We start from the raw sequence: 14,257 nt of genomic DNA on the forward strand, positions 1-14,257 counted from the left end.
GCGCGGAACACCCTCTTCGCCGCAGCGGGCAAACAAACGTCGGCGGTCGATGTTGATTCGTCTCTTGCTCGATTATATAATAGCCTGAATATGACGATCCGAACGTAGCGAGGTTAACCGATGAAAATCCAAGTCTCCACGCGGCATATGATGCTGCTAGAAGCGCTCGCGTCCGAAAGCCGGGTACGAATGATCGAATTGCTGGACAGGCGGCCGATGAACGTCAAAGAACTCGCCCAAGCGCTCGGATTTTCCTCTGCGATCGTGACGAAGCACGTGCAGAAGCTGGAAGACGCCGGCATTATCCGAACGGAGAGCCTCACCGGCGCGCGAGGCCGGCAGAAGGTGTGCCATCTGCAGCTCGATTCCATAACGCTTCAATTTCGTGCGCCCGCGCCGCCTGTCCCGAACCGGTACGCGACCTCCATTCCGATCGGGCAATATTCCGACTACCGGATCAAGCCCACTTGCGGGCTCGCCTCCCGAGCGAAGATCATCGGGATGATCGACGACCCGCGCTACTTCTCCGATCCCGAACGGATGACGGCGTCCCATCTATGGTTCGGCAGCGGCTACGTCGAATATCGAATTCCGAATTACCTGCTATCGAATCAAAGAGCCGGCAGCATTTCCGTTTCCCTCGAATTATGCTCGGAAGCCCCCGGGTTCAACGAGAACTGGCCTTCCGACATTCATTTTCATCTGAACGAGGTCTACATCGGACATTGGACTTGTCCCGGCGACTTCGGCGGCCATCGCGGCGTTCATACGCCCGACTGGTGGGAATACGGCACGCAGCACGGATTGCTGAAATCGATCCAGCTCCAACCCGAAGGGACCTTCATCGACGGCGTTCGCATGTCCGACGTTTCGATCCGGGACGTTCCGATCCCCTACGGCGAAGATATCCGCCTTCGCATTTCCGCTCCGGAAACGGCCAAGAACAGCGGCGGGCTCAGTCTGTTCGGCAAACAATTCGGCAACTACGATCAAGATATCGAAGTCGCGATCGCGTACGAGGATGTTAGAGCGGATCCAACTTAAACGAAACAAGCTGACGTCGGCGGAAGTTCCGGCGTCAGCTTGCATTCTGGAAATATGATTTGATACATACGATTCAAGGACTAGAACGATCCATCGAATATTGGAGGCTGGGGTTCTGCCGGCGTCCCTCTAAGTTCGCTTCCGCCCGCTTCACCGACTCGCCTTCGACCAACGAGACGTATATGCGCTCATGCTCGGCGGCACCTTCGCCTTCGATCAGCTTAATCAACTGCTCCGCCGCCACGGCGCCCCATTTTCGTTCGGAATAATCGACCGTCGCCAGCCGAGGCTGCACGTAATCGGCGATGTCGATATGGTCGAAGCCCACCACATGGACATGCTCGCCGATGCGGTATGGCGTCATCTTCAGCGCATGGTACATGCCGATCGCCATCTCGTCGTTCAAGCAGAAGACGCCTACAGGCCCGTCGTATTCGGCGACGATCCGAGCGGCGGCCGCGGCGCCGCTCGCCATGTCGAAGTTACCCGGAATCTCCTCGTACCGGATTCCCGGGCCGCCTCGCTCCACCGTCTGGCGCGCGGCTGCCAGCCGCTGCTCGGAGTCGAACGAGCCTTCCGGCCCCGTCACTACGTACAGCTTCTTATGCCCCTCGCTGATCAAATATTCCATCGCGAACGTCGCGCCGGCTTTGTTGTCAAGCAGTACCTGCACGATATTCTCGTGACGGATCTCCCTGTCGAGCACGACGAGCTTGTGCCCCCGGTTCGCGTGCAGCAGCAGCTCCTGATCGGTGAACAGGCTGTCGAGGACGATCGCTCCATCCAGAATGCCCTCCGGGAGCATCCGGTGCGACTGCGTTCCGCTGCAGGCGACAAGATCGTACCCGCGCTTGTTCATCTCTTCCTTCATCCCTTGAAGCAGCTTCCCGTAGAATGCCCCTTCGAAGGTCGTCAGGAACGCCCCAATGATACGTGTTTCTCGCTTCTTTAGCGAACGGGCGGCCGCGTTCGGCACATAATTCAAATCTTTGGCCACAGCAAGAATCCGTTTGCTCGTCTCTTCCGTAACCTTCGGATTTCCGTTGAGCGCGTAAGATACGGTCGAGATGGAGACCCCCGCGTGCTTGGCAATGTCTTTTATGCTTACCACAGCTATCGCTCCTATCGCATGCTACCCGCCTTCATCTCTTTTTCAATTATAACAGAAAGCGGAACAATGGGGTCACGGCCCTACCGGAATCATGCGATATCGCACATCCCCAGGACCCTTGCCTCCAGACTGTCCCGCCTTCTATCCGTTAATCCTCGAGTATCAACAATAGAAGTTTACGAATGCCTTCGCTTGCGTCGGCTTAAGCCATCGTAATCGCGATCTCATTCGTGCCGTTCGCAACGAGCAGCGCCTCGAGCGTCTCTCTCCCGATCCGCGCGCCTCCGCGGCGATAGCGGTTCGGCTGCTCGGCCGTCTCGACCGGCGTGCCGTTAACGGCGACGCCGCGAACCGACGCTCCGCCTACGGAATAGCGGAATACGATGTCCTTGCCCATCCAGCGGAGCCGGAAGCGCAAGCCGTCCAGATCGGCCGGCAGCACCGGATCGAGCACGAGGTCGCCGCCCGCTTGGCGTATGCCCAGCGCATTCGAGATGAGCTGGTTCATATAGATGCCCGGGCCGCTGGAGTAGATGCGCCAGCCGCCCTTCACCTGAATCTCTCCGGAACGCAGCTTGCCGAATCCGTCCCGCGCCTCGTAGCGATCGTCGAACTTGCCGTCGGAGCTGCTGAAATAAGCGTTGCTCTGCCGCAAGTCCGCGTTCGGCACGACTTCGCGGATGCCGATCGGGTTGATCGTCGCGAGCGCCTTCCACGTCTCCTCCGCCTTACCCAGCTTTGCCATCGCCTCGATGAACCGGATATGCGCATGGACGTATTGCAAGCCGATCTCGCGTCCGAAGTTGGCCGCCTGCTCGGCGCGTTTGAACCTCGTGCTGACGCCGCCTGCGTAGTCGGCCGGCCGGTTCATGAGTCGCACGCCGTCCGGGTAAAACAGCTCTTGCTTGATCAAGCGGTAATGCGACTCCGCCTGTGCCTCGTCGAACAGCTCCCCGATCATACTGCGTGTCATCGGCAGCAGTCGGTACGAGATGCCGGTCTTGCCATCGCTCGGATGCAGCATCAGGTCAATCGCGCCAGGCTCTTCCATGTACGCGAAGCCAGACGTCACGCCGTCCTTCACGAGATAGCGGTTGAAGTCTGTCTTGATGCCTTCCGCCAGCTCTCCCAGCTCCACCGCCAGCTCCCCTAGCTCGCCTCCTTGCGCGGCAAGCGCCAGAGATAGCTGAGTGAACGTCTGGAACGTCAGGGCTACGGTCCAACTGCTAATCATGTATTGCTTCAGCTTCGCGTTCGCCGGCTGCAACGTGTCATCCCAGTCTCCGTCTCCGTACGACGACAAACGCGTCCCGTGCAGGAAATGGTTCTTGATATACGCAATCTCCTTGCGCGCGTGGTGAAGAACGGTGTAGGTCTCCGCCGTCAGCTCGCCTCCATGCATCGTGTAAGGCAGGCGTTCTTCCAGCACGCCGTAATCCCCGGTAATCCGCAAATAATCGCCGAGCACCTTCAGCGGCCATACGATGATGTCTCCATGGCTCTCATCCTGCTGGATCCGGGAATACCGGTCGAACATAAACCATTGCGGCCAGTTGCCGTCTTCCATGAATTGATGCGTATAGACGGTCTTTAGAATTTCCTTTACCCGGTCGTACTTGCCCATCGCCAGAAAGTATTCCGTCGGACCTTGGCACACATCGCGCGTGCCCCACGCCGCTCCGCTGTATTGCTCCAGGCCGTGCGGCACGGAGTAATGGACGAGCATGTTATGCGTATACCACCAAGCCAGCGCGTTGAGCTTCTCCAGCTCCCGCCCCTTCTCCTCCGAGTCGTGCGACAGCCCGAAGCCGTTCATGACGGAAGCTAGGAATGCACGGTAATCTTCGATGTCGGCTTCGACGGGACGCTCGCTGCGATCCGCCGCTTCGACATCGGCTCCTTCCAGATTTCCATGAATCGTCAGCCGCCACTTCGCGGACGGCTGAAGCTCCAGCACGACAATGGACGCTGAACCCGCCGGCGCTTCCGGCGCCAAAGCCCGTTCGTCCAGCACCCGCATGTCCGCGCAGCTGAGGCCCAGCCGAAAGCTCAACTCCGGGTAGACGCCCGAGCTTAGCGATTCCGGATGCGCACGGAAGACCAGCTCTTCGCCTTCGCGTTCCATCCGGAACGGTAGCTCGTATTCCTTATCATTCATCGTGATTTGGTTGGTCACGAGGAACCGGTACGCCTTGCCCTCGCGGGAGGCGGCTTCGAGCGCCAATTGCGGCGCGTCCGCCTTCGTCCACGCGGTGACGGTCAGAACATCTCCATCCCATTTATAATACCAGCGGGCGTAATTGAACCCGATTTCGTACAGAGATGGCAACGTCAGCAAGCGGAAGCCGCCGTCAATCTCTACGTAGATCCGCTGGCCCGACGTCTTCAGCACGTTCAGCGCGTTGCGCGCGTTCGTCATCAGCTTGTTGAATGAGGTATTGCCCACCGTGACCTGCGAGTGGAAGATGCCGTACATATAATTCGTCGACGACAGCACGCGCTCGTTCATTCGCGCGTTGTCCCCGCTCATGAGAATATGGCCGTGCGGCCGTTCCATGCGAAGCTCCTTTGCCTTCAACACGACATGCTCGTACGTATCGGTAAAGAACGACAACAGTTCGCCGTCTTCGCGTTCTTCCTGGAGGCGAACGGGGAACATCGCTTCGATCTCCTCCGCCGTCATCTCTTCCGCGCGGAGCGGCGCCCCAAAGCGTTCGTGCCATGCGACGCGTTCGCCGACCGGGCGAAGACCGTCATCCTTCAGCGCCTTGGCGCCTTCCCATGCGGTCCGGATCTCGTCCTCGTACGCCAGCCCGCCGATCGCTTCCGCATGGTTCGGCTTCAAGATCCCGTAGAAGACGAACGACGTCTCCCCGCCTCCCAGGATAACCTTCTCCGACTGCAGCGCGGTATACGCGAATTCGTACTGGTACACCTTGCTCTTCAGGCTCTCGCGGCCAAGCGCTTCCGGAACGTCCGTCTCCTTGTAGGAGAGACCAAAGAACTGGAAGCCGTCCGTCGAATACGCGGCGGCTCCGGTCAGCGATCCTTGCTGCAGATAAGGGAATCCGGTCGACATCGGCTGATTCTGGCGAGAGCATACCGCGTAACCCCTCTCTTCCGTCCGGAATGCGGCATGACCGATGTATTGGGACATGTACGCTTCGTTATTGCGAACGGCGCCTTTGTCCGAGAGTCCCACGTCTTGTCCGTAGAGGACATCCGCTTGGACGCCTTCGCCGCTAAGCGCGACTTCCCAGAACCAGATCAGTCCGGGCATCAGCGTAAACGCCACGCGATAAGCGACCCCGTACGCCGCTCCCGTCCACTCGACGCGCCGATCGGAAGTACGGACCTTGCTCCCCGAACGGACGCCAAGCAGAGGCGCCGACCAAATTCGCCCCTCCTTGTGCACGCGCAAATAAATATTGTTCATCGATCCGTCCAGCGGATTCGACAGAACTTGATTGACCATCAAACTTTCATATTTGATCTCCCGAAGGTCGCCGCTATTCAGGAACGTGAACGACAGCCCGTCCGACTGCACAGCAATCATGTTTGCCAGTGGTTCCATACTCTCGCCGTACTCCTCTCCACAAGCCCTCTTTAATGTCTATTTATATTTTGAAGCGAAGCCCCAGCTACTCTATACGCGATTTGAAGGCACGGTTATTTCATGCCGGAAATGCTAAAGTTCTCAATGATGTGCTTTTGGAAATAGGTGAATAACACGATGACAGGCGCCACCATAAACGTCGCTCCCGCCATCTGCAGGCCGAATTTTGCCGCGTATTGCCCCTTCAGCAGAGACAAGCCGACCGACAGCGTGTACAAGCTTTCGTCGTTCGCGATAATGAGCGGCCAGAGGAAGCTGTTCCAGCCGGCAATAAACGTCAAGATCGCTTGAACGGCCAGGATGGGCTTCGAGATCGGCAGCACGATTTGCAGGAATATCCGATACTCGCTCGCGCCGTCCAAACGCGTCGCCTCCATCAGCTCCGTCGGAATCGTCGACATGAATTGGCGGAACAGGAAAATCGCGAAGGCTCCGACAAGGCCCGGGAGCACGATGCCCGTCATGGTGTTCGTGAGGCCGAGCGAATTGAGGATCAGGTAGACCGGGATCATCGTCACTTGGCTCGGAATCATCATCGTCGCCAGCACGAGCACGAACAAGGCGTTGCGCCCTTTGAAGTCGTATTTGGCGAAGCCGAAGCCTGCAATCGCGTTCAGCAGAAGTCCCACGAAAGAGAATAGGACAATGATCAGCGTATTTTTGAGATACACGCCGAAATTCATGTTTTCGAACAAGTAAGCGAAGTTGTCCATCGTGAATCTTTTCGGCCAGAAGGTCGGCGGAATTTGAAGGATTTCGCCCTCCGGCTTAAAAGAAGACAGGATCATCCAGAAAAACGGCAGCAAAAAGAACAAGGCGCCGATGGTGAGCAAGCCGCCGGACATCCATTGGAACGTCTTGCCGCTTTCCCGCTCTCTCGCGCTTCTTTTTTTGCCCGCGGTTGTGGTATGCAATGCGATCTCCTCCTTTCCTTACGTCATGTCCGACTCGTTCTTCTGCAGCCTGAGCTGAACGAGCGTAATCACGATGATACTTACGAACAGAACAAACGAGCCCGCGGCCGCGTAACCGAAGTTGTTGAATTTAAAGCCGTTTTGGTAAATGAAAAGCGCTACGGACAACGTACCGTCGAGCGGACCGCCTTGGGTCATGACGAACGGCTCCTCAAAAAACTGCAGCCAGCCGATCATCGTCGTGACGGACACGAAAAAGATGGCAAAGCGAAGCATCGGAATCGTGATGCGCGTCACTTGTTGCCATGTATTCGCTCCGTCGAGCTCGGCGGCTTCGTAATAGGATTTCGGTACCCCTTGCAGCGCCGCGATGAAAATAATCATGTTCAAGCCGATCGCCTTCCATAGCGCCAGCAGAATCAAGGACAGCTTGGCGACCGTCGGCTCCGTGAGCCATGGCACGTCCGGCAGCCCGACCGAGTTCAGCAAGTAGTTAAAGAGGCCGAGCGCAGGATTATAAAGGTAACTCCAAACGACCGCAACGGCCACGATGTTCGTCACGGAAGGGAGGTAATAGACAACGCGAAAAACTTTAAAAATCCGGGAGGTCCCCAGATTGATCAACAAAGCGATAGCAAGCGAGAACAGGATGACAAGCGGCACGCCGATGACGACGTAGAAAAGCGTGTTGAGGATCGCCTTCAGGAAAACGGGATCCTTGAGCACCTCGATGTAATTGTCGAAGCCGATGAACGAAATCGAATCGAAATTCGCGAGCCCTCCGAGGTCCATATCGCTAAAGCTGATTACGAGCGCGACCAGAATCGGGACGATGGAGAACAAGGTGAGCAAAATCAAAGTAGGCGCGATGAAAATATACGGTGCTTGTTTATTCAGGAAACCCTTCATCGGGATATCTCCCTTCCTTCTTGCTTGCCGAGGGGGTAGATGGGAGCGGACCGACCTTTACATCCGGCCCGCTTCGAATCGTTTATTTCATCAACTTGGCCGCTTCCGCGTTAAAAGCTTCGAGTTCTTTCTTCACATCCGCGTTGCTGCGGTAGATCGCTTCGAAGTGCTTCAGGTAACTTTCGCTGATTTGCGCCCACGCCGGAATGACCGGCATCGGCTGAGCCGCCTTCAGCTGCTCCCCGATCACTTTATAGAACTCGTCATTCTTCAACTTTTCATTTTCCCAAGCAGCCGTTGCAGCAGGCAAAGAGCTGGTTTGCTCCATCCACTTCAATTGGGTCTCGGGCTTGCTCATGAATGCGATGAATTTCGCGGCGGCATCCTTGTTTTGCGAGTACTCGAAGATGGACAGGTTGGAGCCGCCCAACAGCGAGATGTTGTTTTCTTTTTTCGGAAGGACCGCCATCGCCCATTTGCCTTCGATCTCCGGCGCTTGATCTTGGATAAGCTTGATCATCCATGGACCGCTGATGAACATCGGCAGGATGCCTTCCTTAAAGGCTGGGACAATATCAAGGCCGAGATCCTTCGGAGCGGATCCGTTTTGGTAAAAGCTATTGATGTACTTTACCGCCTCGACGAACTTGTCGTCGCTGAAGTTCGGCTTGCCATCCTCCGTGAACCATTTCGCGCCGTTTTGGCGGGAGAACATGAAGCCCAGCGATTGCTCCTTCGGATCGATGCTGATGCCATATTTGCCTTTGCCGCGCGCAGCGAGTTTTTGAGCCGCGTCCGACAACTCTTCCCATGTTTGCGGAGCCTTGTCGTAACCAGCCTCCTTAAGCAAATCCGCGCGGTAATAGAGGACGCGAGTCTCGACGTACCATGGAGAGCTGACGTATTTGTCGCCGGATTTGCCCGCTGCTACTGCTCCTTCATAGAAGTTCTCCGGTTTCATCTCGGGATATTGCTCGACGTAGGGAGCCAAATCCGCGAGGGCGCCTGCTTCCGCGAATTCGGGAATCCAGGACGTGCCCATTTGAATCACGTCCGGACCTTTCTTGGAGGCGATCGCCGTCAGCAGCTTATCGTGGCCTTGGTCCCAAGGCAATGCCTGCACTTTGATCGTGATTTTCGGATTTTCATTCTCAAATGCTGCCGCTACCGTAGGCAGCGTCTTCGCCTCTTCCCCCATTCCCCATACGTTAATCGTCACTTTCTTGCCTGCGCTTCCGCCGTCCCCCGCATTCGCGCCGCCTTCGCCTTTGTTCGTTCCGCATCCCGCGAGCAAGCCCGCGCCAAGAGCGACCGTCGTAATCATGGCAAGTGTCTTTTTCATACCCAAACCCCTTTCATGGATCCGTTGTGGATGTGCATTTCGAACAGCGTTTTCATTTCGTCTCGACGTATTCCAAATTTACCGGGTCTTCCGTTTCGTTGGATTGCGAAAATTGCAACCACCTGTCACCCTTAGAGTACCCTTTCTTCCCCTATTCACTCCTTGTTTCTATATCATGCGAATCAAATAAAATAAGTGAAACGTTTCGATTTTCGCGAAAATCAGTACAGGAAAGCAACGTAAATGATATGATCACTAAATCGAAACGTTTCGATTGTGATTATAGACTATTTTGAAATCGCATTCAAGAGGATTTTTCTTAATATCGAAACGTTTATATTCCAATCTTGAATAGGAGCAGCACGACGACGCCGAATATGTTCAACGACGAAATCCTTTGTCTATTCAACCGAAAACTTCTTTTGCTGCCTTAGGAATCAACAAACACCGTCCATTGAGGGCTGTGTTTTTAATGCTTGCTGCAGCGACCGGGTTATGATACAGTTGTGCTAAATCTAATTAGTACGACTGTATCATAAAATGATATTTCTTCGCTGCAGCGAGGAAAAAGGAGCGTTCATATGCAAAAAAGAACAAGCAATCATGTGGCATATGCGATTGCTGGCTACATCGGTGTGTCTGCAATAAGCTACTTGATTTTCAGGAAATTCGGCGCTCCCTTTGTCGCCCACCAGCCTCTGGTCGAACACGCATCGGCAACGAAGCGATTTTGGGATTTTCAGGCCGCTTCCTTGTGGGGATTCGTGCTCATCGGCCTAATCTTCTTGCTTACACGCGGATATCGTAACAGGGAGTTGAAGATGCCCTCCAGGGAAACGTCCAAAAAAGAGCTTTCCCTTCTGCTAGGGTACATGGCATTCGCCCAGTTGGCGGGGCTTGGGCTTGGCAAGGCGTTCGGCTTTCACGCGATCAGCTTCCACTTGGCGGGAAGCATCTATGGCAATCACGAGCACTTGAAGCTGACTGAAATGCTCGTATGGGCAAGCTATAACTTTATCGTGTATGCGGTTCTGCCCGTTGTCTATTTGATGCGCAAGAAAGGCTATACCCTCTCGCAGCTTAACATCATCTCAAACAAAAACGTGCTTCGCGATACGATGGTCATTCTCGCGATTCTAATCATCGAATCCCTGGTGCAGCTTGAAGGCCTGTCCGACGCGCTGCTCCATCTGTCTCCCAGACAGATTCTCCTTGGGGGCTTCGCAGCCTTTAGTTTTAATTTGTTCGGGACGGCCATCCCAACCGCCGTTTTTCTATTCGCCATCCTGTACCCCCGGTTCAAGGCAGTCACGAACAGCGCCATCGTCCCGATCATACTTGGAGGACTCACCTACACCGCGCTGCATTTTTTCGACAGTTGGATGGTCTTTCGCAGTTCCGGAGCATTTCTCGCGTCACTCAGCGCGTTGTTTTTGCAATATTTCATGCCCGGCGTCGTGAAATCGGTGCTTACGGAGCGAACCGGCAATCCTTGGGTGCATATGTGGGCGTATCATGTGATCGTCCCGCATGTCGTGATCGACACCCCTCATTTCGTAGATGCGTTTGATATTCAGAAATGAGTAAACGCCAGCAACTGATCTTCTCTTCGTTTTGTTTGGCAGCATCATCGCGCACGAGGATGCTTAGGGCGCAGTTGCCGTTCTCGCAAGGTTCAGGACGGGGAATACCCGTCCAGATGAGCGAGCTTCTCCGGATTCGCTACGACGAATACGGAAACGATGCGATCGTTTTGCACTTGAAAGGAGAAGGTGTAAATCGCCTTGCCTTCTCTGGATAAGACGAGTCCCGGATAACCGTTCACCCGGACGAAGAAGGTGGCGAAGCTGTCCGGCAGCAAAACCGACGTGCGGGACAAAAAAGGAACTACGCGCTCCGAGGTCCGAATCGGGACCCGGGAACCGGCGACTTTTCCGCCGCTGTCCGCCATGAGGACAACGTCCTCGGAAATCACATCCATTAATCGCCGGATATCTCCGTTTTGCAAAGCATCCACGAATTGCTCGACCAAAGGGCGGACATTTTCCGATTGCGGGACCGCCGACTCGGGTCGATCCTGAATCGCCTTTTTCGCCCGGTGAAAGATTTGTCTGCAATTCGCTTCGCTCTTTTCGACGACGACCGAGATTTCCCCGTATTCGAACCGAAACGCTTCGCGGAGCAAAAAAACGATCCGTTCCGTCTCCGACAGCTGTTGAAGCAGCAGCAGATACGCGGTGGACAACGATTCGCGATGCAAATACCGACCGGCGGGTTCGTCCGCCCATTCGACGAGGGGTTCGGGCAGCCAAGGCCCGATATACGCTTGCCGTTCCTTCGCGGAGCGGCGGATGCGATCCATGCATTTGTTCGATACGACTTTGCATAGATAAGCTTTTTCATGGACCATTCCGCGAAAGTCGGTATCGCTCAGGTCCAGGAACGCATCCTGGACGATATCTTCCGCATCGACGACCGATCCCAGCATGCGGTATGCGATGGAAAATAGCAGTGGTTTATACGTTTCATAATATTGCGCGGTATGCATCATGAGCCATGCTCCTTGTCCTTCTTCTCTTCGATATGAATTCTCCTATTTACGATCCACTCCTTTTTTTGCATCCATTTTGTCACAAAAGAACCGCTTCGAAAGACTCTTGGTTAGCGAAAGCTAATAAGAGCCGAAGAGGTGGATGGATTGAACGGAAACATGTCCCACAGACGGGCGGAATGGGAAAGTCCAATCGGAGAAACGCTCGTTTTTCCCGATGGACGAACCGTCACTTTTGCGGAACGGGGAAAGGACGAGAAAGGCGATTACTTGATCATCGAGCATCGCATCGCCCGGCCGGGCGCGATGAACGGTCCCCACCGGCATCCGGTCCTGACGGAATCGTTCCATGTGAAGGAAGGCGCGATGCGCTTCCTCGTGGACGGTCGGGAGCATATTGTCGGGCCTGGCGGTCAAATCACGATTTATCCGAACCAGGTTCACCAATTTTGGAATCAGAGCGATCATCAGCTGGCGGCGATGCATGAGATCCGTCCGCCCGGACGGCACTGGAAGATGTTCGTCCTCTTGCACAAGCTGGAATGCGAAGGAAAGCTGACGTCGAAGGGAATTCCGCGAAATCCGCTGTGGCTGGGCGCAGCTTGGGAATGTATCGACGGCTACCTCGCCGGTCCTCCTCCCCTCGTGCAGAAGGTGGTATTAGGAGGCTTGGCGAAACTTGCCAAGCGATTCGGGTACCGGGTATGACGAAGGTCTCCGGACGGTCTTCACAAACACCCGGACTGGCCTTTGAACGAATCGACGCTGCGGAATACTTTGATGAACACTTCCTGCGCGATGTCCTTCGCCTGCTCCCGGTTTTTGGTGATGGCATACGCATATTTCCGCACGTCGTCGCCAAACGCCGTCATGAAATGGTACAGCTCCGTTTGATCCATGCGATCCGTATTCGCCAAATATTGAAACGTCATGCGGGACTCCATCGATTCACCTCCAACCTATTAGACAAGAGTCGTTTGCGTTTCGTTCACTTCTAGAAAGGTTTTAGATTCATAATGTAATGCGGTAAGGCCCTTGGGATCAACCATCCCAAGGGCCCTTCTCGATAAGCTGATGAATGTCGTACAGCTCTTCTCGCTATGTCGGTCGGCCCGGCAGGCTAGACCGTCTCCAGGCAGACGTCCTGGAATCTCTTGCGTTTCTCGGCATCCATGCCGAATTCCTGCTCGAGGAACGCTTCGACGCTTCCGTATCTCTCGTCGATCGCCGAGAACAAGGCCGCCATCGTCTCGCGGCGCAGCTCGAGCGCGGCGATCAATCGTTCCGTTTGTTCGGCCGATAGATAGGCGGCCATCTGCGCCTTCATGGCCGCGTTCATCGGAGCCAGCGTGCGGTTGGAGATCAGATAATCTTCGATGATCGTCTCTCCGGATACCCCGAGAGCGAGCAGAATATAGGCCGAGCCCACTCCCGTGCGGTCCCTGCCCCCGGCGCAGTGATGGAGAAGACCCAGGTTGTCCGGATTCATGGCCGTCTCCATCAATCGCTTGAACGACGGATTGCCGAAGGCCATGTCCAGGTACATCTTTGACAGAAAGTCGGCGGAGAGCATGTTCGTCAGATGCCCGGATTGCAGCATCTCCCGCAAATCGGTGGGAACTTCATCGGCGATCGCCGGCAGGTTCATGTTCGTCACGCCGGGGAGAACCGGGTCAGGTTTGGCCTTCGCCTCCTGAGCGCCCCGATAGTCGAAGATCGTCTTGATGCCCAGCGAGCGGAACAGTTCTTTGTCCTTGTCGGTCATCCCCGTCAGCTCGGCGGCCCGGAACAGCAGGCCGTACTTGACCCGGCGGCCGTCCTCCGTCGGATAGCCGCCCAGGTCGCGGAAGTTCAGAACGCCTTCAAAAGGAAGCAAGCGATCGGCAAGGTCGGTGAAGTCGTTTGAATTCGGTTGAATGGACATGGACATGAGCGAATCCCCTCTTTCGATAAGTTAAGCGTAGCGGCGGTCTTGCTGCTCGCCGCCCGCATACATTTGGCTTTCTTTGCCTTCGTAGATGAGCGCGGCATAGTAATCGGTCAGCGCTTCCGGCGGCCCGTCGAACACCATCATGCCATTCTTGATGCCGATGATTCGGCTGGCGTATTGCTTGGCCACCTCGACCTGATGGAGATTGACCAGGCAGGCGATCCCCTGCTCGACGCAATTGCGATGAATGGCGTCCATGACGATAGCGGAGGATTTCGGATCCAGCGACGCGATCGGTTCGTCCGCCAGGATAAGCCGGGGCTGCTGCGCGAGCGCCCGGCATACGCCGACGCGCTGCTTCTGACCGCCGGACAGCTCGTCGGCCCGTTTGTAAATCTCGTTTTCTAAGCCGACCTTGTGAAGCAGGGCGATCGACTTCTTCTTGTCCTCTTCGCTGTAACGGCTGAACATTCCTGCGATGGAGCTCATATAACCGAGTCGTCCATGGAGGACGTTCTCCAGCACGCTCAATCGGTTCACGAGGTTGTAGTGCTGGAATATCATACCGATATTGGATCGAACGCGGCGAAGCTCTCTTGCGCTCGCTTGATCGACGCGGTCGCCTTCGAATTCGATGCTGCCCGACGAAGGCTCGACCAAACGGTTGATGCATCGGAGCAGCGTGGATTTGCCCGCGCCGCTCGGTCCGATCACCGCGATGAATTCTTTGGATTTGACTTGCAGATCGATGCCGTTCAGAGCGATCGTCCCGGCGCTATACTTCTTCGTTAGACCTTTAATCTCCAATAAGGTCGACATGGCGGAGCCTCCTTTGTTCGC

General features: G+C 55.5%; 12 protein-coding genes. 3 read left to right on the forward strand and 9 right to left on the reverse strand.

Translation table 11 applies throughout. The annotated features are described in order from the left end of the window. Window positions 1-120 precede the first annotated feature (120 nt). Window positions 121-1,044 (forward strand): ArsR/SmtB family transcription factor, encoded by a 924-nt coding sequence (locus LKX83_RS14500; RefSeq protein ID WP_227882994.1) that lies wholly within the window; start codon window positions 121-123, stop codon window positions 1,042-1,044. Window positions 1,045-1,117: 73 nt separating this feature from the next. On the opposite strand, the gene LKX83_RS14505 is transcribed toward LKX83_RS14500, so the two are convergent. From LKX83_RS14505 to LKX83_RS14525, 5 genes are all read right to left on the reverse strand, one after another. Continuing rightward, window positions 1,118-2,155, reverse strand: coding sequence for a LacI family DNA-binding transcriptional regulator (locus LKX83_RS14505; protein WP_227882995.1), 1,038 nt, complete (start codon window positions 2,153-2,155; stop codon window positions 1,118-1,120). Window positions 2,156-2,357: 202 nt separating this feature from the next. Then, window positions 2,358-5,729, reverse strand: a complete 3,372-nt coding sequence (locus tag LKX83_RS14510) for a GH36-type glycosyl hydrolase domain-containing protein (RefSeq protein WP_227882996.1) — start codon at window positions 5,727-5,729, stop codon at window positions 2,358-2,360. 95 nt (window positions 5,730-5,824) lie between these two features. After that, window positions 5,825-6,616 carry a carbohydrate ABC transporter permease gene (locus tag LKX83_RS14515; RefSeq protein ID WP_227883084.1) on the reverse strand — a complete coding sequence of 264 codons (792 nt, stop codon included), beginning with the start codon at window positions 6,614-6,616 and terminating at the stop codon, window positions 5,825-5,827. An 87-nt stretch (window positions 6,617-6,703) separates the two neighbouring features. Continuing rightward, complete coding sequence (locus LKX83_RS14520; protein ID WP_227882997.1) at window positions 6,704-7,594, reverse strand: carbohydrate ABC transporter permease; 891 nt, start codon at window positions 7,592-7,594, stop codon at window positions 6,704-6,706. 82 nt (window positions 7,595-7,676) lie between these two features. Then, a complete protein-coding gene (locus tag LKX83_RS14525; protein WP_227882998.1) occupies window positions 7,677-8,936 on the reverse strand; it encodes a sugar ABC transporter substrate-binding protein in 1,260 nt (419 codons plus the stop codon). Between the two features lie 581 nt (window positions 8,937-9,517). Here LKX83_RS14525 and LKX83_RS14530 point away from each other — a divergent pair. After that, entirely contained in the window at window positions 9,518-10,519 is a 1,002-nt protein-coding gene (locus LKX83_RS14530; protein ID WP_227882999.1) for a hypothetical protein, read from the forward strand. A 92-nt stretch (window positions 10,520-10,611) separates the two neighbouring features. On the opposite strand, the gene sigJ is transcribed toward LKX83_RS14530, so the two are convergent. Further along, the gene (gene sigJ / locus LKX83_RS14535; protein WP_227883000.1) at window positions 10,612-11,487 is read right to left on the reverse strand and encodes an RNA polymerase sigma factor SigJ; all 876 of its coding nucleotides are present in this window, start codon (window positions 11,485-11,487) and stop codon (window positions 10,612-10,614) included. A gap of 147 nt (window positions 11,488-11,634) precedes the next feature. Between sigJ and LKX83_RS14540 the strand changes: the two genes are divergently transcribed. Next, window positions 11,635-12,195, forward strand: a complete 561-nt coding sequence (locus LKX83_RS14540; RefSeq protein WP_227883001.1) for a cupin domain-containing protein — start codon at window positions 11,635-11,637, stop codon at window positions 12,193-12,195. A gap of 20 nt (window positions 12,196-12,215) precedes the next feature. On the opposite strand, the gene LKX83_RS14545 is transcribed toward LKX83_RS14540, so the two are convergent. From LKX83_RS14545 to phnC, 3 genes are all read right to left on the reverse strand, one after another. Then, window positions 12,216-12,431: an RNA polymerase sigma factor gene (locus tag LKX83_RS14545; protein ID WP_227883002.1), complete on the reverse strand. Its 216-nt coding sequence runs from the start codon at window positions 12,429-12,431 to the stop codon at window positions 12,216-12,218. Window positions 12,432-12,607: 176 nt separating this feature from the next. Continuing rightward, a complete protein-coding gene (locus LKX83_RS14550; protein ID WP_227883003.1) occupies window positions 12,608-13,417 on the reverse strand; it encodes a tyrosine-protein phosphatase in 810 nt (269 codons plus the stop codon). Window positions 13,418-13,441: 24 nt separating this feature from the next. Further along, window positions 13,442-14,236 (reverse strand): phosphonate ABC transporter ATP-binding protein, encoded by a 795-nt coding sequence (gene phnC, locus LKX83_RS14555; protein ID WP_227883004.1) that lies wholly within the window; start codon window positions 14,234-14,236, stop codon window positions 13,442-13,444. Between the last annotated feature and the right edge of the window lie 21 nt (window positions 14,237-14,257).

Origin of the sequence: Cohnella baijiui (assembly GCF_020731285.1) — a bacterium.
Classification (GTDB): Bacteria; Bacillota; Bacilli; order Paenibacillales; family Paenibacillaceae; genus Cohnella.